General features: G+C 59.4%; 21 protein-coding genes. 2 read left to right on the top strand and 19 right to left on the bottom strand.

Annotated elements, in window-relative coordinates; genetic code table 11:
• Positions 1-69: 69 nt before the first annotated feature.
• The gene (locus tag KQ659_RS00625; protein ID WP_216679273.1) at positions 70-690 is read left to right on the top strand and encodes a hypothetical protein; all 621 of its coding nucleotides are present in this window, start codon (positions 70-72) and stop codon (positions 688-690) included.
• Between the two features lie 82 nt (positions 691-772).
• On the opposite strand, the gene KQ659_RS00620 is transcribed toward KQ659_RS00625, so the two are convergent.
• The 13 genes from KQ659_RS00620 to KQ659_RS00560 all read right to left on the bottom strand — a co-directional run bounded on the left by KQ659_RS00620 (position 773) and on the right by KQ659_RS00560 (position 18,670).
• A complete protein-coding gene (locus KQ659_RS00620; protein WP_216679274.1) occupies positions 773-1,042 on the bottom strand; it encodes a PLD nuclease N-terminal domain-containing protein in 270 nt (89 codons plus the stop codon).
• Positions 1,043-1,142: 100 nt separating this feature from the next.
• Positions 1,143-1,805 carry a rhomboid family intramembrane serine protease gene (locus tag KQ659_RS00615; RefSeq protein WP_216690453.1) on the bottom strand — a complete coding sequence of 221 codons (663 nt, stop codon included), beginning with the start codon at positions 1,803-1,805 and terminating at the stop codon, positions 1,143-1,145.
• Between the two features lie 115 nt (positions 1,806-1,920).
• Positions 1,921-2,892 carry a polyprenyl synthetase family protein gene (locus KQ659_RS00610; RefSeq protein WP_216690454.1) on the bottom strand — a complete coding sequence of 324 codons (972 nt, stop codon included), beginning with the start codon at positions 2,890-2,892 and terminating at the stop codon, positions 1,921-1,923.
• A 201-nt stretch (positions 2,893-3,093) separates the two neighbouring features.
• Positions 3,094-5,577 (bottom strand): ribonuclease R, encoded by a 2,484-nt coding sequence (gene rnr / locus KQ659_RS00605; protein ID WP_216679277.1) that lies wholly within the window; start codon positions 5,575-5,577, stop codon positions 3,094-3,096.
• A gap of 256 nt (positions 5,578-5,833) precedes the next feature.
• Entirely contained in the window at positions 5,834-7,834 is a 2,001-nt protein-coding gene (locus KQ659_RS00600; protein WP_216690455.1) for an ABC transporter ATP-binding protein, read from the bottom strand.
• A 42-nt stretch (positions 7,835-7,876) separates the two neighbouring features.
• The gene (locus KQ659_RS00595; RefSeq protein ID WP_216679279.1) at positions 7,877-8,182 is read right to left on the bottom strand and encodes a hypothetical protein; all 306 of its coding nucleotides are present in this window, start codon (positions 8,180-8,182) and stop codon (positions 7,877-7,879) included.
• Between the two features lie 215 nt (positions 8,183-8,397).
• A complete protein-coding gene (locus KQ659_RS00590; protein ID WP_216679280.1) occupies positions 8,398-9,066 on the bottom strand; it encodes a lipoprotein signal peptidase in 669 nt (222 codons plus the stop codon).
• 284 nt (positions 9,067-9,350) lie between these two features.
• On the bottom strand, positions 9,351-10,022 hold the full coding sequence (locus KQ659_RS00585) for a lipoprotein signal peptidase (RefSeq protein ID WP_216679281.1): 672 nt from the start codon (positions 10,020-10,022) through the stop codon (positions 9,351-9,353).
• 269 nt (positions 10,023-10,291) lie between these two features.
• Positions 10,292-13,663 carry an isoleucine--tRNA ligase gene (ileS, locus tag KQ659_RS00580; protein WP_216679282.1) on the bottom strand — a complete coding sequence of 1,124 codons (3,372 nt, stop codon included), beginning with the start codon at positions 13,661-13,663 and terminating at the stop codon, positions 10,292-10,294.
• Between the two features lie 153 nt (positions 13,664-13,816).
• Positions 13,817-16,264 carry an efflux RND transporter permease subunit gene (locus tag KQ659_RS00575; protein ID WP_216690457.1) on the bottom strand — a complete coding sequence of 816 codons (2,448 nt, stop codon included), beginning with the start codon at positions 16,262-16,264 and terminating at the stop codon, positions 13,817-13,819.
• A gap of 222 nt (positions 16,265-16,486) precedes the next feature.
• Complete coding sequence (locus KQ659_RS00570; RefSeq protein WP_216679284.1) at positions 16,487-16,741, bottom strand: DUF5615 family PIN-like protein; 255 nt, start codon at positions 16,739-16,741, stop codon at positions 16,487-16,489.
• 3 nt (positions 16,742-16,744) lie between these two features.
• The gene (locus tag KQ659_RS00565; RefSeq protein WP_216679285.1) at positions 16,745-16,993 is read right to left on the bottom strand and encodes a DUF433 domain-containing protein; all 249 of its coding nucleotides are present in this window, start codon (positions 16,991-16,993) and stop codon (positions 16,745-16,747) included.
• Positions 16,994-17,167: 174 nt separating this feature from the next.
• Positions 17,168-18,670 carry a glycine--tRNA ligase gene (locus KQ659_RS00560; RefSeq protein WP_216679286.1) on the bottom strand — a complete coding sequence of 501 codons (1,503 nt, stop codon included), beginning with the start codon at positions 18,668-18,670 and terminating at the stop codon, positions 17,168-17,170.
• Between the two features lie 255 nt (positions 18,671-18,925).
• Here KQ659_RS00560 and KQ659_RS00555 point away from each other — a divergent pair, with 255 nt between their 5' ends.
• Positions 18,926-20,329, top strand: coding sequence for an inorganic phosphate transporter (locus KQ659_RS00555; RefSeq protein WP_216679287.1), 1,404 nt, complete (start codon positions 18,926-18,928; stop codon positions 20,327-20,329).
• Positions 20,330-20,530: 201 nt separating this feature from the next.
• Here KQ659_RS00555 and KQ659_RS00550 read toward each other — a convergent pair whose 3' ends face one another.
• From KQ659_RS00550 to KQ659_RS00530, 6 genes are all read right to left on the bottom strand, one after another.
• Entirely contained in the window at positions 20,531-21,016 is a 486-nt protein-coding gene (locus KQ659_RS00550) for a hypothetical protein (protein WP_210427911.1), read from the bottom strand.
• Between the two features lie 204 nt (positions 21,017-21,220).
• On the bottom strand, positions 21,221-21,331 hold the full coding sequence (locus tag KQ659_RS21700) for a hypothetical protein (RefSeq protein WP_317196063.1): 111 nt from the start codon (positions 21,329-21,331) through the stop codon (positions 21,221-21,223).
• Positions 21,319-21,714, bottom strand: coding sequence for a DUF4385 domain-containing protein (locus KQ659_RS00545; protein ID WP_332875060.1), 396 nt, complete (start codon positions 21,712-21,714; stop codon positions 21,319-21,321). The genes KQ659_RS21700 and KQ659_RS00545 overlap by 13 nt, the downstream gene beginning before the upstream one ends.
• 928 nt (positions 21,715-22,642) lie before the next feature.
• A complete protein-coding gene (locus KQ659_RS00540; RefSeq protein ID WP_216679288.1) occupies positions 22,643-24,274 on the bottom strand; it encodes an Ig-like domain-containing protein in 1,632 nt (543 codons plus the stop codon).
• Entirely contained in the window at positions 24,258-24,524 is a 267-nt protein-coding gene (locus tag KQ659_RS00535) for a hypothetical protein (RefSeq protein ID WP_216690458.1), read from the bottom strand. Before KQ659_RS00535 ends, KQ659_RS00540 begins: the two co-directional genes overlap by 17 nt.
• Complete coding sequence (locus KQ659_RS00530; protein ID WP_216679290.1) at positions 24,524-25,429, bottom strand: class I SAM-dependent methyltransferase; 906 nt, start codon at positions 25,427-25,429, stop codon at positions 24,524-24,526. Before KQ659_RS00530 ends, KQ659_RS00535 begins: the two co-directional genes overlap by 1 nt.
• Positions 25,430-25,511 lie beyond the last annotated feature (82 nt).

The following is a 25,511-nucleotide window of genomic DNA, read 5'->3' as shown; positions in this document are numbered from 1 at the left end:
GCACGGCGGGCGGTGTTAGCTACGTGGTTTGGGGTAATTTTACAGCTCAACTTAACCACTTACGAATCCATGAAAAAACTACTGCTACTTGTTGTGTTACTGGCTCTGGCAGCCGGCGGGTATTATTACTACCGAAACCTGAAGCAAGGGCCGAGTGGCGCATTGGTTTCGGCCGCTGCCGCAGTGCAGACACACGACATGGCGATGTTTGAGAAGTACGTTGATGTGAGCAGCGTGACCAGCCACCTTGTGGATGACGTAGCCCAACAGAGTTCGGCCCTGACTTCGCTGATGCCCGGCGGCAGCCTGATGATGGGCGGAGCCATGCGCCTGCTGAAGCCCGCCCTGGACAAAGCCGCCCACCAGGAAGTGCAGCGCTACGTAGAAACGGGCTCGCTGGAGGCGGCCGCAGCCGCAGCACCGAAGCGCACGGTCAGCGTATCGCTCACGGGCCTGGCCAGCAAAATTGTGAGCCCGGACAGCGAGTTCAAGGGCATCAAATACACCCGGGAGGAGGGCGACAATGCTTTCGTGGGCCTGGAGGTGACGCAGCCCAAATACGATACCACGATGGTGGTGGAAGTGAAGATGCGCCGCCTGGGCGACCATTGGCAGATGACGCAAATAACGAACAGCGCGGAGCTGCTGCGCGGCGTGGCCCGCCTCGAAAAGAAGCGGCTACTGAACTAGCCCAGCTACCTCATAGCAGTGAAACGCAAAGAGCCCCGGCCAGTCATTGGCCGGGGCTCTTTGCGTTTTGGTGTGAGCCAGGTTATTTCCGGCCTGAGAACAGGAAGTAGATAATGGAACCGCCGATGGGGAAGAACCAGATGACTACGCCCCAGATTATTTTTTTGGTAACATCCCAGTCCTGCTTGAGCAGGCTGATGATAGCGGCAATGGCCAGGATGAGGTAGATGACGCCAGCAATGGAAAGGCTGCCATTGTCGTTGTAGCGGCTGCAGGAGGTGGCTACCAGCATCAGTGGCAGCATGAGCGCGACGAGTGGCAAGCGGGAGGCGTAATGACGAAGGGTTTGCATGAGACAGGGGAGCAAGGTGAAAGAGTGTATTGCCCCATTACGCAAGGATTTCAGAATAAGATATACAAATGCGGCTTTTTCGATATTAACTAGTTAAAAATCAGTTATTTAACCCAACAAAACCACCTATTTGGCGAACAAACTCCATTCCGGCGGCCGGCATGAAGAGTAGCGTGAGTACCACGCCGTAGATGGCCCCATAGAAGTGGGCATCGTGGTTGATGTTGTCGCCCCGGCGGCGGCCCTGGTAGTAGGAATACGCCAGGTAGAGGAAGCCGAAGATGAAGCCGGGAATGCCCACCGGGATAAACATCATGTAGATTTTATTCAGGGGCGAGTAGATGACGCCGGCGAAGAGCACGGAGGCCACGCCTCCCGAGGCACCGAGGCTGCCGTAGTCGCGGTCGTCGCGGTGGCGGAAGTAGGTGGGGATATCGGACACCACAATGCCGCCCAGGTAGAGCAGCAGGAAGCGCCAGATACCACCTAAGGCTCCGAAGCCATCGAGGCCGGGTGCGCCGGTACCGTTGGCCAGCACACTCAGCACAAGGCCGCCGAAGGAGTAGAAGGCAATCATGTTGAAGAGCAGATGGCCCCAGTCGGCGTGCAGAAAGCCGGAAGTGAGGAAGCGGTACCACTGGCTATTGTCGCGGGCCATGCGGTAGGGCCGCAGTATCCACGACTCCATGAGGTCGTGGTTGGACCAGGCGTAGGCGGAAACGAGGACCGTGAGGCCGACGAGAATGAGGATGGGGTTGAACATAAGTATTGCGGGCTTCAGCCCGCAGGAAACAGAATAGAGAAACAGAAATAAGCGACAGCGCAGGCAGCCCGGATTGCAGTAGCGTGTAACAGGCAACTGCAGGCTGAAGCCCGCATTACTGTTCGCGGTCCATGAGCTGGAGGGCGAGGTGGTGCAGGGGCACTTTGCGCTCGTTAGAGGCCGCTACGCGCTCCAGATGCTGCAGGGCATCCTGGAAGTAGTCGTTGATGAGTACTTCCGTCTGGGGGCGAATTTGGAGCTCGTCGTAGATGGCGCGCACGGCGGCTACTTTGGCTTCGGCGTCGGCGACGGGCTGGCCGATGTACCGGGCCAGGATGGCCTGCTGGGCGGGGCTGGCCTGGGCCTGGGCGGAGAGCAGGAGGAAGGTTTTCTTGTCGGAGATGATGTCGCCGCCCACGCGCTTGCCGAAGGTGGCGGCGTCGCCGTACACGTCGAGCAGGTCGTCGCGCAGCTGGAAGGCCAGGCCAACGTCGGTACCAAACTGGCGGAGGTGCTCAGCATCATCTTCGGAAGCACCGGCTAGGCGAGCCCCCAGCTCCAGGCAGAAACCAAGGAGGACGGCTGTTTTCAGGCGAATCATGTCCAGGTATTGGGCGATGCTGACCTGGGGCTCGGTCTCGAAATTCATGTCCCACTGCTGGCCTTCGCAGACCTCGGCGGCCGTCTGGCTGAAGCGAGCGAGGATGCGCGGCAGTAGCTCTGGCTTCACGTCCAGGAACAGCTCGTAGGCGCGCACCAGCATCACATCGCCGGAAAGGATGGCCACGTTGGGATTCCACTTTTCGTGCACGGTAGCCTGGCCGCGGCGCAGGGGGGCCTGGTCCATCAGGTCGTCGTGCAGGAGGGTGAAGTTGTGGAAGACTTCGGTGGCCAGGGCGGGCTTGAGGATGCTACTGAAGTCATCGGTGAAGAGGTGCGCCCCGAGCAACGTGAGCAGCGGGCGGATGCGTTTGCCGCCAAGGCCCATGATGTAGCGGATGGGGGCGTAGAGGGTTTCCGGGGCCTGCCCGTAGTCGAGCTGGGCGAGGGCGGCGGTGATGGTGGCGGGGAAGTCGGCTGGGGTCATAGGTGGTGCAAATAACGGCAGGCGCGGGGAACCTCACCCCCGGCCCCTCTTCTTGGGAAGAGGGGAACCGAGAGGCACCTGCAGATGAGGTCCCGGTATTATTCGCATCAACAAAAAAGTCCCGACTCTGGGTTGAGTCGGGACTTTAGAAACCGTCAGGCTCCCCTCTCCCCAAGGAGAGGGGTCGGGGGTGAGGTGAGCCTACCGGCGCTTCCCCTTGAACCCGCCCTTGCTCCCGCCCTTGCCGCCGCTGTGGTCGCGGTAGCCACGAGGCTCACTGCTGCGCTGCTTGCGCTCGTCGGCTTCGCGCTTTTTTACGTGGTCGGGGCGGTCGTCCACCAGCTCGAAGTCGATGGTGCGGTCGAGCAGGTTGGCGGATTTTACGATGACCATCATCTCGTCGCCGAATTGAATGATGCGCTTGTTATTCTTGCCCACGATGCGGTAGTTGTCCTTATCCAACTCGAAGAAGTCGCCGGGGATATCGCTGATGCGGACCATGCCCTCGCATTTGTTCTCCTCGATTTCGATGTACATGCCGCGCTCGGTGAGGCCCGATACCACGCCCTTGAACTCGTTACCGATTTCATTAGCCATGAACTCGACCTGCTTGAATTTGATGCTGGCGCGCTCGGCGTTGGCCGCAAGTTTCTCGCGGGCCGAGGAGTGCTTGCACTCTTCTTCCACGGGGTCGACGGGCACGTTCTTGCCGCCGAGCAGGTAGTGCTCCAGCAAGCGGTGGGCCATCATATCCGGGTAGCGGCGGATGGGCGAGGTGAAGTGCGAGTAATGGTCGAAGGCCAGGCCGAAGTGACCGAGCGGCTCGGTGGTATAAATGGCCTTGCTCATGGTGCGAATGGCCAGGCCCTGGAGCACGTTTTGCTCGGGCTTGCCCATCACCTCGGAGCTGAGGTTGTTGAGCTCGGTGCTGATTTTCTTCGGGTTTTCGAGCTTCAGCTTATAGCCGAATTTCTGGGCGAAGAGGGCGAAAGTCTGGAGGCGTTCGGGCTCGGGCGCGTCGTGGGTGCGGTACACCATGGTAAAGCGCGGCTTAGTCTTTTTGAGGTTAAACACGAACTCGGCCACCTTGCGGTTGGCCAACAGCATGAACTCCTCAATCATCTTGTGGGCATCCTTGCGCTCCTTCACGTACACGCCGAGGGGCTTGCCGTTGGCATCGAGCCGAAACTTCACCTCCTGGGTTTCGAAGGTGATGGCCCCCTGCTTGAAACGCAGCGCACACAGCTTATGCGCCATGTCGTTCATGATATTTATCTCCTCGGCGTACTCGCCCTCCTTGCTTTCGATGCGCTCCTGGGCGTCCTCGTAGCTGAAGCGGCGGTCGGAGTGAATGATGGTTTTGCCGAACCACGACTCGTAGAGCTTGCCGTTCTCATCGAGCTCGAACACGGCCGAGAAGGTCAGCTTATCCTCGTTGGGGCGCAGCGAGCAGAGACCGTTGGAGAGGCGCTCGGGCAGCATCGGAATCACGCGGTCAACGAGGTAAACGGAGGTGGCGCGGTGCTTGCCCTCGCGCTCCAGCTCGGTGCCGGGGCGCACGTAGTGGGTAACATCGGCGATGTGCACGCCGATTTCCCAATGCCCGTTTTCCAGCTTCTGAATACTTAGGGCGTCGTCGAAATCCTTGGCATCGGCGGGGTCGATGGTGAAGGTGGTGATGGCGCGGAAGTCGCGGCGGCGGGCAATCTCATCGGGCTGAATCACCTCGCTAATGCCTTCCGATTCCTCCTGTACTTCCTCGGGGAATTCGAAGGGCAGGCCGAACTCGGCCATGATGGCGTTTATCTCGGCCTCGTTGCCGCCGGCCTGGCCGAAGTTGCGGATGACCTCCCCTACCGGCTGGCGGTTGGGGTCAGTCGGGAATTCGGTGATACGGACCAGCACCTTGTCGCCGTTGCGCGACTCGTGCAGTTGGTGCGGCGGCACGAACACGTCGAAATACACCTTGCGGTTGTCGGCCTTCACGAAGCCGAGCGTGCCCTGAATCTGGAGGCGGCCCACCACTTCGGGGCGCACGCGCTTGAGCACTTCCACCACATCGCCCATGGGCCGGCCGTCGCGCGAGCCGCTGCGCAGTTTCACCCGCACCACGTCGCCCTGCAGGGCAAACTTGAGCTGGTCGGTGAACACGCGGATGTCATCGCCGCCATCAACGCCCTCGGGCACCACGAAAGCAAAGTTGGGCGTGGCCAAATCGACGGTGCCGATAATGGTGTTGGACGGGGCGCGCTCGGGGCGGTCGTCGCCGTCGACGTAGTCGAAACCGGCCTCGCGGCGGCGGTGCACAATGGGGTCGCGGCCGAACTGGTCCTGCACCGAGATGTTACGCGGGGGCTTCACTGCCGAGTCACTCTTTTTAGTCAATTTTTTGGCACTGGACGGCATCAGGGCCGCCGCAACAGCGTCGGCATCGGCAAGGCGGTACTCGTCGTTTTGGAGCAGCGTAATCAGACCATTTTTGCGCAGCACCTTGATGTGGGCAAAAATCTCCTCGCGCTGGCCCTTGGTCGTGACGCCGAGGCGGCGCGAGAGTTGACGGTAGGCGATGACTTTGGTGGGGTTGTCGGCGAAGACGTGCAGGACCTGGTCCTGGGTGATGGCCGTGGGGTCGGGCTTTTCGCGCTTGGCGCGGGGAGCCTTCGGGTTTTCTTCGGGGGTATTCATGTAAAAAAGTAGCCGCCGAAAAGTTGATTGGTCGCAGGCGGCGAGAGCGGAAAATGAATGGGCCGGCAGAGCCGTGCCACTTAGTGAAACGCGGGACGGGCCGAGAGGTTGTAGCGCGGACTTTTAGTCCGCGCGTGGCAAGGCAATGGTTAAATCAGAAACGAGCAACTGAAGCTGCATCTGCTGCTGCAAGGTATCAGTTGGCCGCGAGTTCAGGGCGGGAGGTTGAACTCGCGGACTAAAAGTCCGCGCTACGTTACGCCCGGCTGGCTACGGCCGCTTCGATGTCGGCCAGGCTGTCTTTGGGAATAGCGGCCAGCAGGCCTTGGGTGTATTCGTGCTGCGGGGCGGCGTAGATGGCGGCCGCCGGGCCGCTCTCCACAATGCGGCCCTGATGCATGACCAGCAGCCGGTCGCTCATAAACCGAGCCACGGACAGGTCGTGCGTGATGAACAGATAGGTGATGCCGAACTCGCGCTTGAGGTCGTTGAGCAGGTTCAGCACCTGCGCCTGCACCGAAACATCGAGGGCCGAAACCGACTCGTCGCAGACAATCAATTTGGGCTGCAAAGCCAGCGCCCGGGCAATGCAGATGCGCTGCCGCTGCCCGCCGCTGAACTCGTGCGGGTAGCGCTGGAAATGCTCGTCGCGCAGCCCTACGGTGCGTAGCAGCTCCAACACCTTCGCCTTCTGCTGCTGGCGCGTGCCGCCCACGTTGTGCACCCGCATGGGCTCCCAGATAGCCTCGCCCACGGTCAGCATCGGATTCAGCGCGGCGTATGGGTCCTGGAACACCAGTTGCAAATCGCGCCGACGGCGGCGTAAATCCCCGCTCGACAGCTTCGCCAAATCGGTCCCTTCAAACAGGATGCTGCCCGCCGTTGGTTCCGTGAGGCGGAGCAGTGCCCGGCCGAGGGTGGTTTTGCCGCAGCCCGACTCGCCCACGAGGCCGATGGTTTCGCCGGGGTAGAGCGTGAAGCTGACATCGTCCACGGCGCGGACGTAATCGGTGGCGCGGCGGAAGAAGCCCTTGCGGAGGGGGAAGTAGACCTGGAGGTTCAGGACTTCGAGGAGAGGCGCGGACGAAACCTCACCCCCTGACCCCCTCTCCAAAAAAGAGGGGGCACCGGAAATGCTCTTGGTGAGTTCAGTTGAAGAATCGTCCTCACGAACCGGTGCCCCCTCTTTTTTGGAGAGGAGTTCAGGAGGTGAGGTGAACGGAGCCGCACCCGTTTCCACCCGTGGAACATCCCCCAAAACGCCATGTTCCACGGGGAACGTTTTGGCAGTATCAGTTTTATCGTGTAAATGCTGAGCCTCAATTTCGGGCGACGAATCCGTAAGCGCCTCATCTTCCAGCGCAACCACGGGAGCGGGCTGGGCGAAAAGCTGGCCGCTGGCATCTTGCCCCATGAAATCGGCCACTACGGGCAGGCGTTTTTTACCCACAGAGAGGCGTGGACGGCACGCCAAAAGGCCTTTTGTGTACGGATGTTGCGGATTTGAAAAAATATCCAGCACCCTCCCCTGCTCCACGACTTTGCCCCGATACATGACCAGAATGCGGTCGGCGATTTCGGCCACCACGCCCAGGTCGTGGGTGATGAAGAGCACGGCCGTGTTGCGCTGGCGGCGCAGGTCGTCGATGAGGCGCAGCATCTGGGCCTGCACCGTCACGTCGAGGGCGGTGGTGGGCTCGTCGGCGATGAGCAGGGCCGGGCGGCAGGCCATGGCCATGGCAATCATCACGCGCTGCTTCTGGCCGCCCGAGATTTCGTGCGGATAGCTGCTGAAAATGGCTTCGGGGCGCGGCAACTGCGCCTCGGTGAACAGCTCGATGGTACGCTGCTTGGCGGCAGCCTCGGTGAGGTCGGTGTGCAGGCGCAGGGCTTCCACCACCTGGCTGCCGCAGGTGTACACGGGGTTCAGCGAGGTCATCGGCTCCTGGAAAATCATGCCGATGTCGTTGCCGCGCACCTGGCGCAGGTCGGTTTCGGAGAGTTTCAGCAGGTCGGTCTGGCCCAGCTTTTCGGACTGGAAGAGGGCCTCGCCGCTGGCAATGCGGCCGGGCGGCATCGGAATCAGCCCCAGCAGCGCCAGCGACGTCACGGATTTGCCCGAGCCGGATTCGCCCACAATGGCCAGCGTTTCGCCCCGGTGCAGCTCAAACGACACGTTGTCCACGGCCCGCACGTCGCCGCGGTGGCTGGAGAAGTCGATGGTGAGGTTGGAAACGGTGAGCAGCGGGTTGGGCACGGAGGGAATTAAAGGAGATTCAGAAATATTCGAAAGGCGTATTTATCGTTGCAAAGAATCAACAATTACGCTTCCAACTACGCCTACTGCCAAAGCTGAAAATATGTAAATCATTATGTCTTTTGACCTCTTGGCAAAAGCTGCAAACTTTTGATTTGTATAGAGGCGTGGATAATATTTCTTGCTTGGAGAGAATGATGAATAGCCCAGAAAAGAAGTGTAGTTATCCAGTAATTCTAGAAACTCACGTTCTGTTAGTTCTCTACCCCTGCTTAAGCTTATGTATTTGATGAGTTGCTTAACCCGGTACTTGTTAAAAACGACTAAGGCGAAGATGTGAGTGAACATCACGCCAAAAAGTAAGAGGCCAAGCGTCTGCATATGTGTAAAACACGTTTTTTCTTAAGCAAGAACGTCATACTAAGCTTGCCGAAGCTACATCACATACTGAATCTATTGAATGGGATTAGTCACGCGGTAAAGATGATTCGACTGCGCTCAGCATGACCCTTCTGGAGCGTGACGTTCTACGATTACCGTTCAACGGCCGGGCCTCTCCCCTGCTACGCCAGCTTCTCAGCATCGGCGGCGACTAGAGGCTGGGGCTCGTTGGGAGCGGCGGCGGGCTGCGATTCGTTGAAAAAGCGGCTCTGGTTGAGCAGAATCAGGGCGACGCCGATGAAGATGGACGAATCAGCGATGTTGAAGATAGGGAAGCCGTTGCTGTACGAGCCGCCGATGAGGGGCCAGGATTTGGGGAAATAACCCACGTACAGCGGCACGAAAATCATGTCGATGACTTGGCCGTAGAACCAGCGCGTGGGCGAACCTACCGGGGAGTTATTGTAGATAATTCCGTAGAAAATCGAGTCAATCAGGTTGCCTACCGCGCCGCCGAGGATGAGGGCCATGCAGGCGATGTAGCCGGCGGCCACGCGCTGGCGGCAGAGGCGAATGATGTAGTAAATCAGCCCGCCCACGGCCAGCATGCGGAAGCCGGTGAGCACCAGCTTGCCGTAGGGCGCGGGCAGCTCGGCCCCGAAGGCCATGCCGGGGTTCAGCGTGTAGGTGAGCCTGGCCCACTGACCAAAAATCGGGATTTCGCCGGCCGAACCGAGCTGCATGTAGGTGTGCACGGCCCACTTCGAGGCCTGGTCGAGCGCGATGATGAACAGGGCCAGCAGAAAGAATTTAGCCACGGAATGCTGGCGGATGGTGAGCGTTGGGAGCATTTCGGTGGGGATTGGAGCTGCAAAGAACGGTGCGTTTGCACGGAATCGCCCTCCGCGTCAACCTCACCCCCTGACCCCCTCTCCAAAAAAGAGGGGGCACCGGCCCGTGAGGACGAAACCACCGAATACGAAAAGAGCCCGCTGAATAGCGGGCTCTCTGCTTTGTACTGCCTCATTGAAGCATTTCCGGTGCCCCCTCTTTTTTGGAGAGGGGGTCAGGGGGTGAGGTGGACGCGTGAACGACCGACCCACGCGCGGACTCGCAGAGTCCACGGCACAGTTCGCTACGCCAGATTCTCCGAGTCGGGAGCTACCAGCGGTTCGCTGTGATTCTCAGCTACAGCCGCAGGCTCGTCCTGCTTGAAAAAACGGCTCTGATTTAACAGAATAACGGCTACGCCAATGAAAATGGCCGAATCAGCGATGTTGAAGATGGGCCAGAGCGAGACGTACTTCCCTCCTAGCAACGGCCAGTTTTGGGGCAGGAAGCCTTCGTAGATGTCCACGTAGAGCATATCGATAACCTGGCCATAGAACCAGCGCGAGGGCGAGCCAAACGGAGAGTTGTCATAAATGATGCCGTAGAAAATGGAATCAATCAGGTTGCCGACCGCGCCGCCGAGGATGAGGGCCATGCAGGCGATGTAGCCGGCGGCGGCGCGCTGCCGGCAGAGGCGGATAATGTAGTAGCTCAGGCCAAACACGGCCAGCAGCCGGAATCCGCTGAGCACCAGCTTTCCATACGGCGCGGGCAGCTCGGCGCCGAAGGCCATGCCGGGATTCAGCGTGTAGTGCAGCTTGGCCCAGTGGCCGATGAGCGGGATTTCGCCCGCCATGCCGGGCTGCATGTAGGTGTGCACGGCCCACTTCGACAGCTGGTCGAGGGCAATGACGAACAGCGCCAGTAGGAAGAATTTAGCCGCAGACTGCTGGCGATTGGTGAGGGTTGGGTGCATTAAGGCAGGAGCAGGAAGAAAGCGGGAATTGAGTCGTTAGGATTCAACAGAACGTCATACCGAGCGTAGCCGAGGCATCTCGCTTACTTCGTTGAACGATTGGTTTACTACTCCATGCGAGATACCTCGGCTACGCTCGGTATGACGTTCTATTTTATACCTTTTATAGCTGATTATCTGATGTTTTAAACCCGCAAAGACGAGCTTATCGACCGTTTGTGCGGCAGAGGACTCGCCGGGGATTTCACCTCCCGGCGAGTCGTTCAGCATCAGGCAGTTGCAACCTCCAAATACACGGGCACGGAGTAGTCATCAAACTCGAGCACCGAGCCGCCGTTCACATCGGCGGCGAAGGTGAGGGCGAGGGCCTGCGTTTCGGTGCGGATGTAGTCGCCGAAGGCGGCCACGGCGGCCGTGAGCTCGGGCTGGCCATCTGCCAGCGTGACGCGGATTTTGTCCTGCACTTCCAGGCCCGAGTCTTTGCGCAGGTTTTGCAGGCGGTTTACCAGCTCGCGGGCGAGGCCTTCCTGGCGCAGCTCGTCGGTCAGGGTCACGTCGAGGGCCACGGTGAGGGGGCCGTCGGTGGCCACGAGCCAGCCGGGCAGGTCGTCGGTGCGGATTTCCACGTCGTCGGGGGCCAGGGTGATGGGCTGGCCATCGACTTCCACGGCGAGGCTTCCCTCCTTCTCCAGTCGGCTGATTTCAGCGGCCGTCATCTGCTGAATGCGGGCACCCACGGCCTTCAGGCGCGGGCCGTATTGCTGGCCGAGGCGCTTGAAATTGGGCTTCACCGACTTCACCAGCACGCCGCTTTCGCTGGTATCGTCCAGGAATTCGATGTGTTTCACGTTGATTTCGGCGCAAATCAAATCCTCCACGAGGCCGACTTGCTCCTTGGTCGTGTCGTTGAGCACTGGCACCAGGATGCGCAGCAGCGGCTGCCGCACCTTGAGCACCGACTTTTTGCGCAGCGAGTGGGCCAGCGAGCTGATGCGCTGAGCCAGCTCCATCCGCTCTTCCAACTTGTGGTCGATGCGGGCGGCGTCGGCTTCGACCAGCAGCGTGAGGTGCACCGATTCGATGCCTTCACCACCGGTCAGGTTGCGGTACAACCACTCGGCGAAGAAGGGCGCGATGGGCGACATGAGCTGCGCCACAGTCTGCAAGCACTCGTTCAGGGTCTCGAACGCGGCGCGCTTGTCGGTCGTCAATTCGCCTTTCCAGAAGCGGCGGCGCGAGAGGCGCACGTACCAGTTCGAGAGCTGGTCAGTCACGAAATCCTGGATGGCGCGGGCGGCCTTCGTGGGGTCGTAGGTATCGAGGTGGCCGCGCACTTCGGCAATCAGCGACTGCAGCTTGCTCAGAATCCAGCGGTCCAGCTCGCTCAGGTCGGCGTGCGGCACACGGGATTTCTCGTCCATTTCGAACGCATCCAGGTTCGCGTAAAGCGCATAGAACGAGTACGTGTTGAACAGCGTACCGAAGAAACGGCGCTGCACCTCGGTCACCCCGGCCGAGTCGAACTTGAGGTTGTCCCACGGCGGCGCGTTGGCGATGAGGTACCAACGGGTGGCATCGGGGCCGAACTGCTTGATGGTGGCAAACGGGTCGACGGCGTTGCCGAGGCGCTTGCTCATCTTCTGGCCGTCCTTGGCCAGCACCAAGCCGTTGGCAATCACGTTTTTGAAGGCCACAGAGTCTTCCAGCATCACGGCCAGGGCGTGCAGCGTGAAGAACCAGCCGCGCGTTTGGTCCACGCCTTCGGCGATGAAATCGGCGGGAAAATTCTTCTGAAATTTCTCGGCGTTTTCAATCGGATAGTGCCACTGGGCGTAGGGCACGGCCCCCGAGTCGAACCACACGTCGATGAGGTCAGCCTCGCGGTACATGGCCTGGCCCGTGGGCGAAACGAGGAAAATATCGTCGACGTAGGGCCGGTGCAGGTCCACTTTTTCGCCGTTGGCGTAGGGGTTGTGGGTCATGATTTCGGCCGCTACGGCCTTGTCAATCTCCGCCTTCAGCTCGGCGATGCTGCCGATGCAGATTTCCTCCGTCCGGTCCTGGCTGCGCCAGATGGGCAGCGGCGTGCCCCAGTAGCGCGAGCGACTTAAGTTCCAGTCTACCAAGTTCTCCAGCCAGTTGCCGAAGCGACCGGTGCCGGTGCTTTCGGGCTTCCAGTTGATGGTTTTGTTGAGCTCGATGAGCCGGTCCTTCACCGCCGTGGTCTTGATGAACCAGGAATCGAGCGGGTAGTAGAGCACGGGCTTGTCGGTGCGCCAGCAGTGCGGGTAGGTGTGCTCGTACTTCTCCACTTTGAAGGCCGTGCCGTCGCCCTTCATCTTGATAACAATGCTTTCATCCAGCGTCTTGTAATCGGCCCCGGTTTCGTCGTGGCCGTCGTAATTCTTCACCCAGCGGCCCGCAAACTCGCCCATTTGGGGCACGTAGCGGCCCGTCCGGTCCACGATGGGGCCGAGCGTGCCTTCGGCATCCGGCACCATCAGGGCGGGGATGTCGGCCAGCTGCGCGGCACGGAAGTCATCGGCGCCAAACGTGGGCGAGATGTGCACGATGCCCGTGCCGTCCTCCGTGGTCACGAAGTCGCCGTTGATGACGCGGAAAGCCCGCTCCTCGCCTTCAAAAGGCGTGAAATCGAACAGGCGCTCGTACTTGATATCGATGAGGTCGGCACCGGTAAATTCGGCTTCCAACCGCCAGGGCAGCACCTTGTGGTCGCCTTCGGCGTAGCCTTCCAGCGGCACTGTAGCGCCTTTTTCGGTGAAATAACGACCAGCCAACGCCTTCGCCAGCACCACATAGATAAGCTCGTAGGTGTAGGGGTTGAAGGTGCGGATGAGCTGGTACGGAATGTTCTTGCCCACCGCCAAACCGGTGTTGGCGGGCAGGGTCCAGGGCGTCGTCGTCCAAGCCAGGATGTACACATTAGCGTCAGCGCCAGCAGCAGCGAAAAGCTTCTCCGAAACTGGGCCGTGCTTCACCTTGAACTGCGCTACCACGGTCGTGTCCTTCACGTCCTTGTAGGTGCCGGGCTGGTTCAACTCGTGCGACGACAGGCCGGTGCCGGCGGCCGGCGAGTACGGCTGGATGGTGTAGCCCTTGTAGAGCAAACCTTTGTCGTATAGCTTCTTGAGCAGCGCCCAGCAGCTTTCGATATATTCGGGCTCGAAAGTCACGTAGGGGTCGTCGAGGTCGACCCAGTAGCCCATTTTCTCGGTCAGGTCGTCCCACTGCGTCTTGAAGCGCATCACGGTTTCCTTGCAGCGCTGGTTGTAGTCGGCGATGCTGATTTTGTGGCCGATATCCTCCTTGGTGATACCCAGCTCCTTCTCTACCTGCAGCTCGATGGGCAGGCCGTGGGTATCCCAGCCGCCCTTGCGGGGCACCTGCTTGCCCAGCAGCGTTTGGTAGCGGCAGAAGATGTCCTTCACCGTGCGCGCCATCACGTGGTGGATGCCGGGCGCGCCGTTGGCGGAAGGCGGGCCTTCGTAAAACACGAACGTGGGCTGGCCTTCGCGGCTGCTCACGCTCTTTTCAAAGATGCCGTGCTCCTTCCACCAGGCGAGGATGTCCTCGCCGAGCTGGCCGTAGTTGAGCGGCTGCTTGTATTCGGGGTATTTCATTTTGTTACTCGGTCAGTAAGGCCGTCATGCAGAGCGCAGCGAAGCATCTCGCGTGGGGCAGTAAAATCAATCGTTTTGGCGTCATCAGCTACCACCACACGCGAGATGCTTCGCTAAGCTCTGCATGACGTTCGGGTGGTGCATGACGACGTTCTAGATGGTGTAGTCGCCTTCGTACTCGGCGGCTTTTTGCATGTTTTTCAGGTTCAAATCGATGTCATCGTCTTCTTCGTGATACGACTCGTCGTAGTGCCGGATGAGGGCGTTGGTATCCATATCGCCGCCCTTGCCGTGCTCGAAGGTGACGAGCAGCGAGGGCAGCAGAATTAGGTTGGAGAAGTTGGTTATCAACAGCGAAGCCGACATCAACATTCCCAAGGCTTTGGTGCCGCCGAATTCGCTGAAGGCGAAGATGCTGAAACCCACGAACAGCACGATGCTCGTGTAAATCATGCTGGTGCCCGCCTCGCTTAGCGTTACTGACACAGCTTCGCGCACGCGGTTGCCGTTCAGGGCCATTTCCTGGCGGAATTTGGCCAGCAAATGGATGGAGTTATCCCCATCAATGCCCAGCGCAATGACGAAAATGAGGGCTGTGCTGGGTTTGAGCGCGATGTTGAAATAGCCCATGATGCCGGCCGTGAGAATCAGCGTCACGGCATTGGGGATGAGGGCGAAAAGAACCGTTTTGAAGGAACGGAACAGCAGCAACACCACCAGACCTACTAGCCCGAAGGCCATAAACAAGCTGTCGCGCAGGGTGTGAATGACGTATTCGTTGCCCTTGGTGAAGATGATGGTCGTGCCCGTAGGCCGGATATCCATGCCCGTCCCTTTAAAGATGCGGTTCATCTCCGGGATGATTTTCGTGTTCATCAGCGTGTCCAGGTTCTGGGAACCGATGTCGGCGATTTTCAGGCTGATACGGGCCTTCTGACCGGTGCTGTCGGCGAAGGAGCGCAGGAGCTTGCTGTTCATGCCCGCGCCCGTGGCGTTGCCTTTGGAATTGGCCAGGGCGCTGAGGATGAAGTTTTTCTCCGAGTTATCGGGCAGGCGGAAGAACTTGGGGTCGCCGTTGTAGAAGGCCTGGGTGGTGGCCTTGAGGAAGGTAACCAGGCTGACCGGCGGCGACAGCTCTGGCTGGGTACGCAGGTACTTCTCGAACTGGTCGATTTTCTCCAGATTTTTAAGCTTCAGCAGGCCGCGCTTCTTGTGGGTATCGACTTCAAATTCCAGCGGCATTACGCCGTTGAAATGGCTTTCGAAGAAGGCCAGATCGGAATTCACCGAGCTTTTCTTGGGCAGGTCATCCACCATGTACGACACCGACTCGATGCGCGAAATGCCAATGGCGGCCCCTGCCACCAGCACCAGCGCCGCGATGTAGACCGTGCCGCGCCGGTCGAGCACGAGGTGGTCGAAAAACTCCAGCAGCTTGGTGAGGGGCGCGGCGTCGAGGTGCTCCAGCTGCTTGGCGGTAGGAGGCGGCAGGTAGGTGAAAGCGGCCGGAATCAGAATAAAGCTGATGATGAAGGCCGCGAAAATATTGATGGTAGCCACCAGGCCAAACTGGTAGAGAATGGCAATGTCGGTGAAAGCAAACACGATGAAGCCCACGGCGGTGGTCGTATTGTTCATCAGGGTCACGAGGCCGATTTTGCGCATTACCCGCGTCATGGCCAGCATCTGGTTGCCCGATTTGCGGTAGTCATAGTGGTAGCGACTCAGCAAGTAGGTGCAGTTCGGAATGCCGATAACGATGATAATACTCGGAATCAGGCCCGTGAGCAGGTTGATTTTGAAGCCCAGCAGCACAATCGAGCCAATGCACCACACCACCGTAATACCCACCACAATGAGCGGAAACACCACCGCCGACCACGTTCGGAAGAAGGCCAGCAGCGTAATCCCGGTCACAATCATGGCCAGAATGGTGAAGAATTTCATTTCCCCGGCCACCTTGCTGGTCATAGTAGAGCGAACGTAGGGCAGGCCGGCGTAGTGCAGCTTGATACCCGTTTTCTTCTCAAACTGCCCGGAAAAGCCCAGAATCTTGTTCATCACCGCCTGGCGCTTCGAGGAGTTCAGGTACTTCGAGTCCATGGTGAGGGCCAGCAGCGTGGCCCCGGTATTGGGGCTGATGAGTTGACCTTTGTAGAACTCCACCCTGTTTACCACCCGCATCAGGCTGTCGAGCTCCTTCTGGCTGCGGGGCGGGTTTTTGAAGATGGGCGCGGCCTTGAAGCTGTTGTTTGCCGTGTCTTTGGTAATATTCAGGAGCTTACTCACACTGAGCACGCCGTTCACGCCCTCTATTTTGGCGAGGGTATCGGTCAGCTGCCGGAACTCGTTGAAGTTGCCGAGCTTGTAGATAGAACTGTCCTGCAGGCCGACAACCAGCACATTACCATCTTCGCCAAAGGTGCGCTTGAACTGCCGGAAATAGAGCATATCCGGGTCCTTCTCGCTCACTACCTGGGCGAAGTCGTAGGTCATTTCCACGTCCTTGGCCTTGTAGGCCATGAAGACGGTGATGGCAGCTAGTATCGCGACCAGCGACAGACGGAATCGGATGATGAATAAGGCGAGCTGTTCCCACATAAAGTCCTTGTATAAGAGGCAAAGTTACGTAAGCGCGGCGCGGGGCTAACCTCACCCCCGGCACCTCTCCCGCGGAGAGGGAAGCCTGACGTCAACCGATAGCCCGCTCTGCTCCATCAAGAATCATCCCGCAGCTTCAGTAGCTACCACCTCTATCCAATCGGGATACACCCGGACCATCCGGCAGCCGGGCTGCCGACTGGCGGCCTGCGCCGTGGTCCACTACTGGTTTAGAATCTGCCAGATTTCCCGCCAATTCGCCATACCCACACATAACAGAATAACAACCGGTGGCCCTTCCAGCAGCGCCAGCCGCTCAAAGTCGGCATCTCGGGGCACTACTGTTAGCCCGTGCTGCCGGGCGTAGCGCCAAATACGGGAATCATGCCACTGCGTATCGGGCACTATTTCGCACGAGCCGTCGTGCCAGAAAGCCATTCGTTTGGGCAGATTGGCATCAATCAGAAACTCGGCCATGCGCTAAGCAGCCGCGGGCAGGTACGTGCGCTGGCGCAGGGCTTCCAAAGCAATTTTAAGCGCAAACTGCTGGCAGGCAGTAATATCTTCCGGCTCTAAAAAATCGAAGTCCTCCAGAATTTCCGCTGGCGTATCGCCCGCTGTCAACGATTCTAATACCTGCTGCACCGTGAGGCGGTGGCCCCGAATAGTGGGTCGCCCCCCGCACAAATCAGGATGAACGGTGATGCGGTCGTGGATATAGCGGAGCATGGTTTTCAACAGTTAGGCTGACTAAAATAACGTGTCGCAAGCGGTAAAAGGTGCAAGCGGACTTTTTTATTCAAGGCGTCAGAATGTTGCCAAAAAGTAGCGCGGACTTTTAATCCGCGAGTGGCACCGTTTCAGCGGCTTGTTCACTCGCGGACTAAAAGTCCGCGCTACTACTTACAGCTGCTCGAAGATGCGGCGGAAGCTCACGGCATCGCCGATGTAGGCGCGCAGCTCCGAAATTGGCATGCGGGTTTGCTCGCGCGAGTCGCGGTGGCGCACGGTTACGGTTTCGTCTTCCAAGGTCTGGCCATCGACCACGATGCAGAAAGGCGTGCCGATGAGGTCCTGGCGGGTGTAGCGCTTGCCAATGGCGTCGCGCTCCTCCATTACCAGGCGGAAATCGAACTTCAGGGCATCGAAGATTTCCTGGGCTTTCTCGGGCATGCCGTCTTTGCGCACCAGTGGGAAGATGGCGGCTTTCACGGGGGCCACGGCAGGGTGCAGCTTCAGCACGGTGCGGGTTTTGGTGGTCTGGGCGTCGCCCTCCCCTTCCGTGATTGTTTCCTCCTGGTAGGCGTTGCAGAGCGTGGCCAGGAACAGGCGGTCGGCACCCACCGAGGTTTCCACCACAAAGGGCACGTAGTTGCCGTAGGCCTTGCCGGTGGCGGGGTCGATGTCGGCGTCGAAATACTGCTGCTTTTTGCGGCTCAGGTTCTGGTGCTGGGTCAGGTCGAAATCGCCGCGCGAGTGAATGCCTTCCATCTCCTTGAAGCCGAAGGGGAATTCGTACTCGATGTCCACGGCGGCCTTGGCGTAGTGGGCCAGCTTGTCGTGGTCGTGGAAGCGCAGCTTGGTAGCGGGCAGGCCCAGCGCCTCGTGAAACTTGCGGCGCGAAGCTTTCCAAGTGTCGTACCACTCGCCTTCGGTGCCGGGGCGCACGAAGAATTGCATCTCCATCTGCTCAAATTCTCGCATCCGGAAGATGAACTGCCGGGCCACAATCTCGTTCCGGAAAGCCTTGCCAATCTGGGCAATGCCGAACGGAATCTTCATGCGGGCCGATTTCTGCACGTTCAGGAAGTTCACGAAAATGCCCTGGGCCGTTTCGGGGCGCAGGTACACGGGCGGCGCGTCCGAGTCCACGGCCGAGCCTTGGGTCGAGAACATCAGGTTGAACTGGCGCACTTCGGTCCAGTTGCCGGTTTTGGAGACGGGGCAGAGAATTTTCTCATTGATGATGAGTTCGCGCACGCCGGCCAGGTCGTTGGCCGTGAGTAGGCGGCCCATTTCGGCGGTCAGCGCCGCGCCGCGGGCGGGGTCGCCGGCGTTTTCGTACTCGGCGGCTTTTTCTTCGAGCAGCACGTCGGCGCGGTAGCGCTTTTTGCTGTCGAGGTTGTCAATCAGCGGGTCGTTGAAACCGGCGATGTGGCCGCTGGCTTCCCAGGTGCGCGGGTCCATGAAAATAGCGGCGTCGATGCCCACCACGTTGCCATTCAGCTGGGTCATGGCTTCCCACCACAGGCGCTTGAGGTTATTTTTCAGCTCCACGCCGTTGGGGCCGTAGTCGTACACGGCGGCCAGGCCGTCGTAGATTTCCGATGACTGGAACACGAAGCCGTATTCCTTGGCGTGGGCCACAATATCCTTAAGCTGGGTGGTTTCGATTGCTGGGTTCATACCCACAAAAGTAGGCTGGTACGGCGGAAGCTGAAACTTGTGCGTAGAAGGCGCGTCCGTCTGTCATCCTGAGCGTAGCGAAGGACCTTATACCCAAAGAACTATTTGCAGATTGCAAGCGGCGCAGGCGTGATAAGGTACTTCGCTACGCTCAGGATGACAGACGCCGTCACAATTAAGTAACATACCCACCCCGGGCCATCCTCCCTACCTTTGCCGCTTGATTCAACCTAATTACCCACCAACCCCCTCTTTATGTTTGGTTTAGAACCCCACGTGCTGCTGCTTCTCGGCGTGTGCCTGCTGGCCGCCTGCGCGTTCGAGTTCGTGAATGGCTTCCACGACACGGCCAACGCCGTGGCTACCGTTATCTATACCAACGCGTTGCGGCCCTGGGTCGCCGTGGTCTGGTCGGCTTTCTGGAACTTCATCGGCGTGTTTGCCGGCGGCATTGGCGTGGCCATGGGCATTGTGTACCTGCTGCCCGTCGAAAGCCTGGTTGATGCCAACGTGTACCACGGCATTGCCATGGTGGGCGCGCTCATCCTGGCCGCCATTATCTGGAACGTGGGTACCTGGTACTACGGAATTCCGGCTTCCAGCTCGCACGCGCTTATCGGCTCCATTCTGGGCGTGGGCATTGCGTTTTCGCTGCTGCCCGAGTCGCGCGGCACGGCCGTAAACTGGTCCAAAGCCGGCGAAACGGGCATTGCTCTGCTGGTGGGCCCGCTGCTGGGCTTTGCGCTCACCATCGGCATGATGTTCCTGTTCAAGCGCTTTGCGCCCAGCAAGGCCATCTTCAAGGAGCCACACAAGCGCAAGCCCCCGCCCATCTGGATTCGCCTGCTGCTCATCACCACCTGCACGCTGGTAAGCTTCTTCCACGGCTCCAACGACGGGCAGAAGGGCGTGGGCCTGGTCATGCTGATTCTGATTGGCATCGTGCCCTTCCGCTTCGCCCTCGACGAAAGCAAAAACCCCCTCGACCTGCGCGAGTCGCTGGGCAAGGTGGAGTACGTTATCAGCCGCGTAAACCGCGCCGAGCTGAGCCCCACCGACCAGAAAAGCCTGGTCGAGATTCAGGAGAAAACGGCCGACCTCGACCGCATTTTTGCTGGCAAAACCGACATCAAGCAGCTGCCCCAGCAAACGCGCTTCGAAATCCGTCGCGACGTGCTACTGCTCACCAACCGCGCCAAAAAACTCCTCGGCTCCGAGAAGGTAAGCCTGAGCACGGCCGACCGCAAAAGCTACGAAGATGCCTCCAAAGAGATGAAAACCTTCACCGACTACGCCCCCTGGTGGGTGCTGCTGATGGTGAGCCTTTCGCTGGCCTGCGGCACCATGATTGGCTGGCAGCGCATCGTAAAAACCATTGGCGAGCGCATCGGCAAGGAGCACCTGAGCTATGCCCAGGGCGCCTCTTCGGAACTGGTGGCCGCCCTCATGATTGGCTCCTCCACCTGGCTCAATCTGCCCTCGTCGACTACGCACGTGCTCACTTCGAGCATCGCGGGCAGCATGGTGGCCAGCCGCGGCGTGAAGAACATCAACCCCGGCATGGTGCGCAACATTGCCCTGGCCTGGGTGCTCACCCTGCCGGTTACCATGGTGCTCTCGGGCCTGCTCTTTCTGCTATTCCGCGCAGTGCTGGGTTAATAAGCCCGACCGGCCAAAACACAAAAAAGGCTGTCTCATAATGAGACAGCCTTTTTTATTGGCAATTGAGAAGGGTGCTGACCCATTTTGAGCCGGCCATCCAGAAAAGGGGATAAACACCCCGTTTTCACCTACTTATCCACTTATCCACTTATCCACTTATCCACAGCTTAAAACAGCCGGAATGTGGATAAGCCGACCTTACTTAGGCCACTGCACTTCCATGTCGTCATTGATAAACACGCCGAAATTGACGAACTGCAGCTCGCCTTCTTCGAAGTATAAGTCAATCATCGACTTCTCGTAGGAAAGGCGGATGGCACCTTCCTCCATGGTTTCCAGCTCGGGCGTGGCCTGGCCATGGCGCTCCATAAGAGCCTTCACCTGATCCACGCTCTGGCCGTAGATGGCCTCGCCGTAGAGGCGCATGCTGGGGTTGTCGGTTTCGATGCAGCTCAGGCGGAAGTCGTCCTCGCGGTCGAAGTACAGCGAGAGCAGGTAGTCTTCTTCGTGGTAGTTCCAGGCTTGGTGCTCGAAGTCGTCGTCGTCGTCGGACTCTTCAATTTCCTCGGGCTCGCCCACGAGGGTGCGCACTTCGTCCATGGTGGCGCCGAAGCGCAGGGGGCCCATGCCGGTGCCCAGAATGATTTCGTTTTCCTCGATGCTGGAGGGTTGGGGGGTGCTCATGCGGGTTGGGGTGAAGGGTAGTAAGCAAAGGTAGGCAGGGAGGCCGGGTGTTCGGCGGGCAACAATGGAGAAGAACGTCATGCAGAGCGCAGCGAAGCATCTTGCCCGCAGTCACTAATCCTTTCCTACGATTGAGTTGCGTTGTGCGGTAAAGATGCTTCGCTGCGCTCTGCATGACGGTCTTTTTATCCACACACTTATCCCCTACTTCCCATATTTCTCAATAAACGCCTCCTTCTGCCGCAGGTATTCCGGGTGTGCTTTGGCCTCGTCCCACTTGCGCTTGAAAATGGCGGCGGCTTCTACTTTATCCACATCGGGATGGGGATTATGGGGCAATTCGGCCCGGCCGTGGGCGCCGCTCTGGCTTTTTTGTCGGCGGGTACGGGGCCGACGTATTTCTTGCCGCCGGCGTGGTTGGCATAGCGCCGGGCCCGGGTGAAACCCATCTGGATGAATTTGCGGGCCATGTCGGCTCCCACAAAGTCGTGGGCCTTCAAATAAGCCTCAAACAGGCCGTAAATCGTTTCGGACGACTCACGGGCCGCCGCCACGTCTTTGAAGCGCCAGTGGGGCAGAATTTCGGCCTTGTAGGGCTGTACCAGCAGCACACCCTGCTCGCCCCGGCCCACGCGGTAAAGTTCGGGGTGCTGGCGGAAATCAACGGAATGAAAATCGAGCGTGTAATCGAACGGCATGGGGATAAGACCTGGGGCTTTGTGCATAACCCATACGGATTCGCGCAAAAACCGAAATACCCGCTTTCAAGAAATCTCGAACCCGGGGCTTGATTTTTTCGGCCGCTTTATTTTTAGCGTTGGGCCTGACTTCCTTTTTCCCCTCGGCACTCAAATTCTCAAAGCGGCACTCCAGCCCTTGAGCAAGGACAAACCCCTTTTCCAGTTTTCCCCACTCTTATTTTTTGATTAAATTTTTTTCTAAAAGACTCTTTTTATTTCTACTCATTAGGTCGGTTGATAAGTGGAAAAGTCAGCGAGGTTATCCACGCTGGGGATAACGTGGGGGTAATACCGGTTTTATCCACGGGCTATACACCGGCATTGTGGAAAACAAAGCGCTGTTATGTAATGCGTTGGGTGGATTTTCAACATATCCACCACGTTTCCACATTTTTGTTATCCCCTGAAAAAGCACAGTGTGGGAAGGCGTTTTCTCCGGGGAAAGTTATCCACGGTTATCCCCGCCCGGTTTGACCTGTGCGGGCAGCCTGCCAGCCAAAAAAACTTCTACCCCACTTATCCCCGCGCTGCCGGGCTGTTTCCCCCAGGTTATCCCCGAAATCATCCCCACGGCAAAATCAATGTGGAAAAGCCCGTGGAAAACCGGGGGATTACGACTGAAAAATGCGCTCAGTAACTGGAAAAAGCATTTAGTTATCCACTAATGTGGAAAAGCATGGGTGTTTGGCGTGTTTTTAAGCAGTCAGAAATAGAAGGGCCGGTGGAGTTCTGCACCGGCCTAAAATGGCCTGGTAGCCCGATAGCCCGCATCGAAAGGCTGCAAAAGCCCCGCATTAGCGGCCGGCAGAGGTGCACCAGCGAACGAAAAACGCGGAGCTGCCCGGCCGGCAGCTCTGCCACAAAGGGTAAAAAGGAAACGGAAAGGCTAAAATTTCAACGGCTCCACGATGTCGAAGCCGGCCCGCACCTGCTGGGGCTTGGGGTCGAGGTACACCGGCTCGGGTACCAGCAGCAGGTTGGGGTCGCCGCCGCGCCAGCGGCCGTCGCCGTCGGTGTCGATGAGCACGCGCAGGCGGTAGGTGCCGGGAGCCATATCCGAGAACAGGTAGGTGCCCTTGGGCGAGAGCAGGCTGGCCACCACCTGGAACTTCTCATCGAGCAGCTGCAGCTCAAAGCTCTTTTCGCTGGTCGTGATGGTGCCCGAAAGGCTGGTAGATACATCCTGCTCGCTGATGCCGAGGCGTAAGGGTTTCAGGCGCAGGTTCTGGGCGGTGATGGCGGTGATGGCGGTGCTGTCGAGCAGGATTTCGAGGCGCTTTTTGGCCTTGGAGTTGAAGCGCACCACCAGTTCGGTACGGTCGGGGCTGAGCTGGCCGTCGGCGGGCAGGCGCAGGGGGCGACGCTTCACCGAGTCCTCCACCAGGGTGCCAAAGGGCCGGTCTTTGGCCATGCGTACGGGCACGGAGAACTGGAATTTTATCTGGCCCTGGGGGTACACGGCGCGGGCGCCGCCCTCCACGGTGTAGAGCGACGGGGCGGGCGCTTTTTTGGCAGCGGCCGGCACCGGAAACTTGATTTGCAGCGTGTCGTGGCCCACATTGCCGGTACTGTCGGTGGCGGTGAGCACGTAGCGGCCATCGCCCACCTCGGGGGTTTTGAAAAGCACCACCGAACGGCCCCGGTCGGCCAGCTGAATGGCTTCAGCTACGGCGGCGGGAGGGGCCTGGCTATCCAGGGGAGCCAGCGTGGCCGTGCGCAGGCCTTCGCTCATGCTGAGGCGAATCTGGGTGGGGCTGGGCGTGCGCGAACTGACCAGCGGGGGGCGCTTATCGGGCTGCGTGAGCACAAGCGCAATCTCCTGGCCGGTGCTGCCCGCAATAGTGATGGGCGCGGGCAGGTAGGCAATCTTCTCGCCTTCGTCGTAGCGGCCGTTGTTGTTCTTGTCGGCCACGGCGTAGATTTTGTAGGTGCCGGCTTTCAGAAAATTCAGGCTGAACTTGCCGGCTTTGTCGGTGAGCACGGTGTAGTACGGGCGGCCCTTGCGCACGCCCAGCGTGTCGCCTTCGCGGTACAGGCCAATGCTGGAGCCCTCCACGGGCCGGGCCGTGAGCACATCGGTGAGCGTGCCACGCACCTTGCCCGAGTCGAGCGCGGCCCCGGTGCTGAAGGTGAGGTAGGCATTTTTGGCCGGCAGCGCCTCGGTGATATCCACCACGGCCTCCCGGAAATTGAAGCTGTAGGTGGTGTTGGCATCAAGCGGCTTATCAAAAAGCAGCGTGATGGAATTACGGTCTTCGCGCAGCTTGTAGGGGTTGTCTTCGGGCAGCTGGGGCGTGATGAGCAGGTTTTTGCTCAGCTCCTTGGTGATGACGGCCTCCGAGAAATTGAGCCGCACAAACTGCTGCTTCACGTTGCGGGCCGCGCTGTCGGGCGAGCTGCTGATGCGGCGCGGTGGGGTGCGGTCGCGCGGGCCGCCCAGGGGCGGGGCCACGGCGGCGCAGCTTTCAAGCAGGGCAACCAGCGCCAGCAAAGCCAGCAATTCAGCGCGAACGGACATTATACAACAGCAGCGTGGTGAGCGTAAGGACAACAATGGCCGCCCCGATGCGCAGCCCCGTGCGGCGCGTCACCTCGTTGGTCGGCTCGGGGGTGTTAACGACCACAACGTGCCGGGCGGTATCGGCCACAAAGGTCGGCGGTGGCTTTTTGACGGAATCGGGCAGCGGCACGGGCACGGTTTGGGCACGAGCGGCGGTGGCCAGCAGGCCCGCCGCCACGAGTAGCCGCCACCGTGCCGCCGGCCGCATCAGGCCGCTGGGGTGCGGCGCTTGGCCACGTACAGCAGGCTCGAATACTGGCCCTCGTGCTCTTCAGCGTACGCATTGGACTTGTAGCCGGCCTTGAGCACCGTGAGCAGGCCGCCCGCCCGCTCGGCCTTGTGCTTCTCGCTGAGCATGCTGATGTAGTAGGCATCGAGGGGCATGGGCAGCGTCTGGGTTATAGCCAGCTTGTGCTTTTTGAGCAGCTGCGCCATGGTTTTGGGCGCGAAGTGGTAGAGGTGGCGCGGCACGTCGTAAGACGCCCACAGCTCGCGGTAGTGCTGGGCGTCGAGGCTTTCCACGTTGGGCACGGCGATGAGGATGACCCCATCGGGCTTCAGCAGCGCCACCAGCTGGGCCAGCGTTTCGTTGAGGGTGTGCACGTGCTCCAGCACATGCCAAAGCGTAATGGCATCAAAAGTGCCGGGCGGAAACGAGGCCAGGCTCTCCTGCCCTATCGGCTGGCCGAGGCGCTGACTGGCTTCTTCACGGGCGCGGGCGTTGGGCTCCAGCCCCGCTACCTGCCAGCCCGCCGACTTCGCGGCTTTCAGAAAATGCCCCGTGCCACAGCCGTAATCCAGCAGCTTGCCCCGGCGCGGCGCCAGCTTGTTCAGCAGCCCCACCTTGCGGCGCATCGTGAAAAACCGGGCCACTTTGTATGCCTGGTTCACGAAGCCCTGGGCCGCGCTGTTGTGCGACACGTAGGCGTCGGACTCGTAATACTTGCCGATTTCGGCCTCCTGCGGCCGGGGGTTGGTAAACTGGAAGCTGCACGCCGCGCACTGCACAATGGCGAAGCTCTCGTGGCTCACGGTGCGGTCTTCGACAACCAGCTTATTCTTGAAATCCGTTTTGCCACAAACCGGGCAACTCTCTAATCGTTCGTAGGACACTCTTTTTTAATTAAAAATTAAAAATTATGAATTAAAAATTATTGGACTGATTGGCGCTGTTTGGTCTGCGCAGGCTCAATTT

The sequence above is a fragment of the Hymenobacter siberiensis genome, from assembly GCF_018967865.2.
Classification (GTDB): Bacteria; Bacteroidota; Bacteroidia; order Cytophagales; family Hymenobacteraceae; genus Hymenobacter; species Hymenobacter siberiensis.
Note: the sequence above shows the minus strand (reverse complement) of the source record. Positions and strands in the feature narration are given on the sequence as shown.

What these genes read in the sequence shown, in the direction of transcription:
- KQ659_RS00570 (WP_216679284.1), bottom strand. Translation starts at nt 16,741, where the DNA reads ATGGCCGAGTTTCTGATTGATGCCAATCTGCCCAAACGAATGGCTTTC.
- KQ659_RS00540 (WP_216679288.1), bottom strand. Translation starts at nt 24,274, where the DNA reads ATGTCCGTTCGCGCTGAATTGCTGGCTTTGCTGGCGCTGGTTGCCCTG.
- KQ659_RS00555 (WP_216679287.1), top strand. Translation starts at nt 18,926, where the DNA reads ATGTTTGGTTTAGAACCCCACGTGCTGCTGCTTCTCGGCGTGTGCCTG.
- KQ659_RS00610 (WP_216690454.1), bottom strand. Translation starts at nt 2,892, where the DNA reads ATGACCCCAGCCGACTTCCCCGCCACCATCACCGCCGCCCTCGCCCAG.
- KQ659_RS00585 (WP_216679281.1), bottom strand. Translation starts at nt 10,022, where the DNA reads ATGCACCCAACCCTCACCAATCGCCAGCAGTCTGCGGCTAAATTCTTC.
- rnr (WP_216679277.1), bottom strand. Translation starts at nt 5,577, where the DNA reads ATGAATACCCCCGAAGAAAACCCGAAGGCTCCCCGCGCCAAGCGCGAA.
- ileS (WP_216679282.1), bottom strand. Translation starts at nt 13,663, where the DNA reads ATGAAATACCCCGAATACAAGCAGCCGCTCAACTACGGCCAGCTCGGC.
- KQ659_RS00575 (WP_216690457.1), bottom strand. Translation starts at nt 16,264, where the DNA reads ATGTGGGAACAGCTCGCCTTATTCATCATCCGATTCCGTCTGTCGCTG.
- KQ659_RS00550 (WP_210427911.1), bottom strand. Translation starts at nt 21,016, where the DNA reads ATGAGCACCCCCCAACCCTCCAGCATCGAGGAAAACGAAATCATTCTG.
- KQ659_RS00625 (WP_216679273.1), top strand. Translation starts at nt 70, where the DNA reads ATGAAAAAACTACTGCTACTTGTTGTGTTACTGGCTCTGGCAGCCGGC.
- KQ659_RS00615 (WP_216690453.1), bottom strand. Translation starts at nt 1,805, where the DNA reads ATGTTCAACCCCATCCTCATTCTCGTCGGCCTCACGGTCCTCGTTTCC.
- KQ659_RS00535 (WP_216690458.1), bottom strand. Translation starts at nt 24,524, where the DNA reads ATGCGGCCGGCGGCACGGTGGCGGCTACTCGTGGCGGCGGGCCTGCTG.
- KQ659_RS00620 (WP_216679274.1), bottom strand. Translation starts at nt 1,042, where the DNA reads ATGCAAACCCTTCGTCATTACGCCTCCCGCTTGCCACTCGTCGCGCTC.
- KQ659_RS00590 (WP_216679280.1), bottom strand. Translation starts at nt 9,066, where the DNA reads ATGCTCCCAACGCTCACCATCCGCCAGCATTCCGTGGCTAAATTCTTT.
- KQ659_RS00595 (WP_216679279.1), bottom strand. Translation starts at nt 8,182, where the DNA reads ATGTTCACTCACATCTTCGCCTTAGTCGTTTTTAACAAGTACCGGGTT.
- KQ659_RS00560 (WP_216679286.1), bottom strand. Translation starts at nt 18,670, where the DNA reads ATGAACCCAGCAATCGAAACCACCCAGCTTAAGGATATTGTGGCCCAC.
- KQ659_RS00545 (WP_332875060.1), bottom strand. Translation starts at nt 21,714, where the DNA reads ATGCCGTTCGATTACACGCTCGATTTTCATTCCGTTGATTTCCGCCAG.
- KQ659_RS00565 (WP_216679285.1), bottom strand. Translation starts at nt 16,993, where the DNA reads ATGCTCCGCTATATCCACGACCGCATCACCGTTCATCCTGATTTGTGC.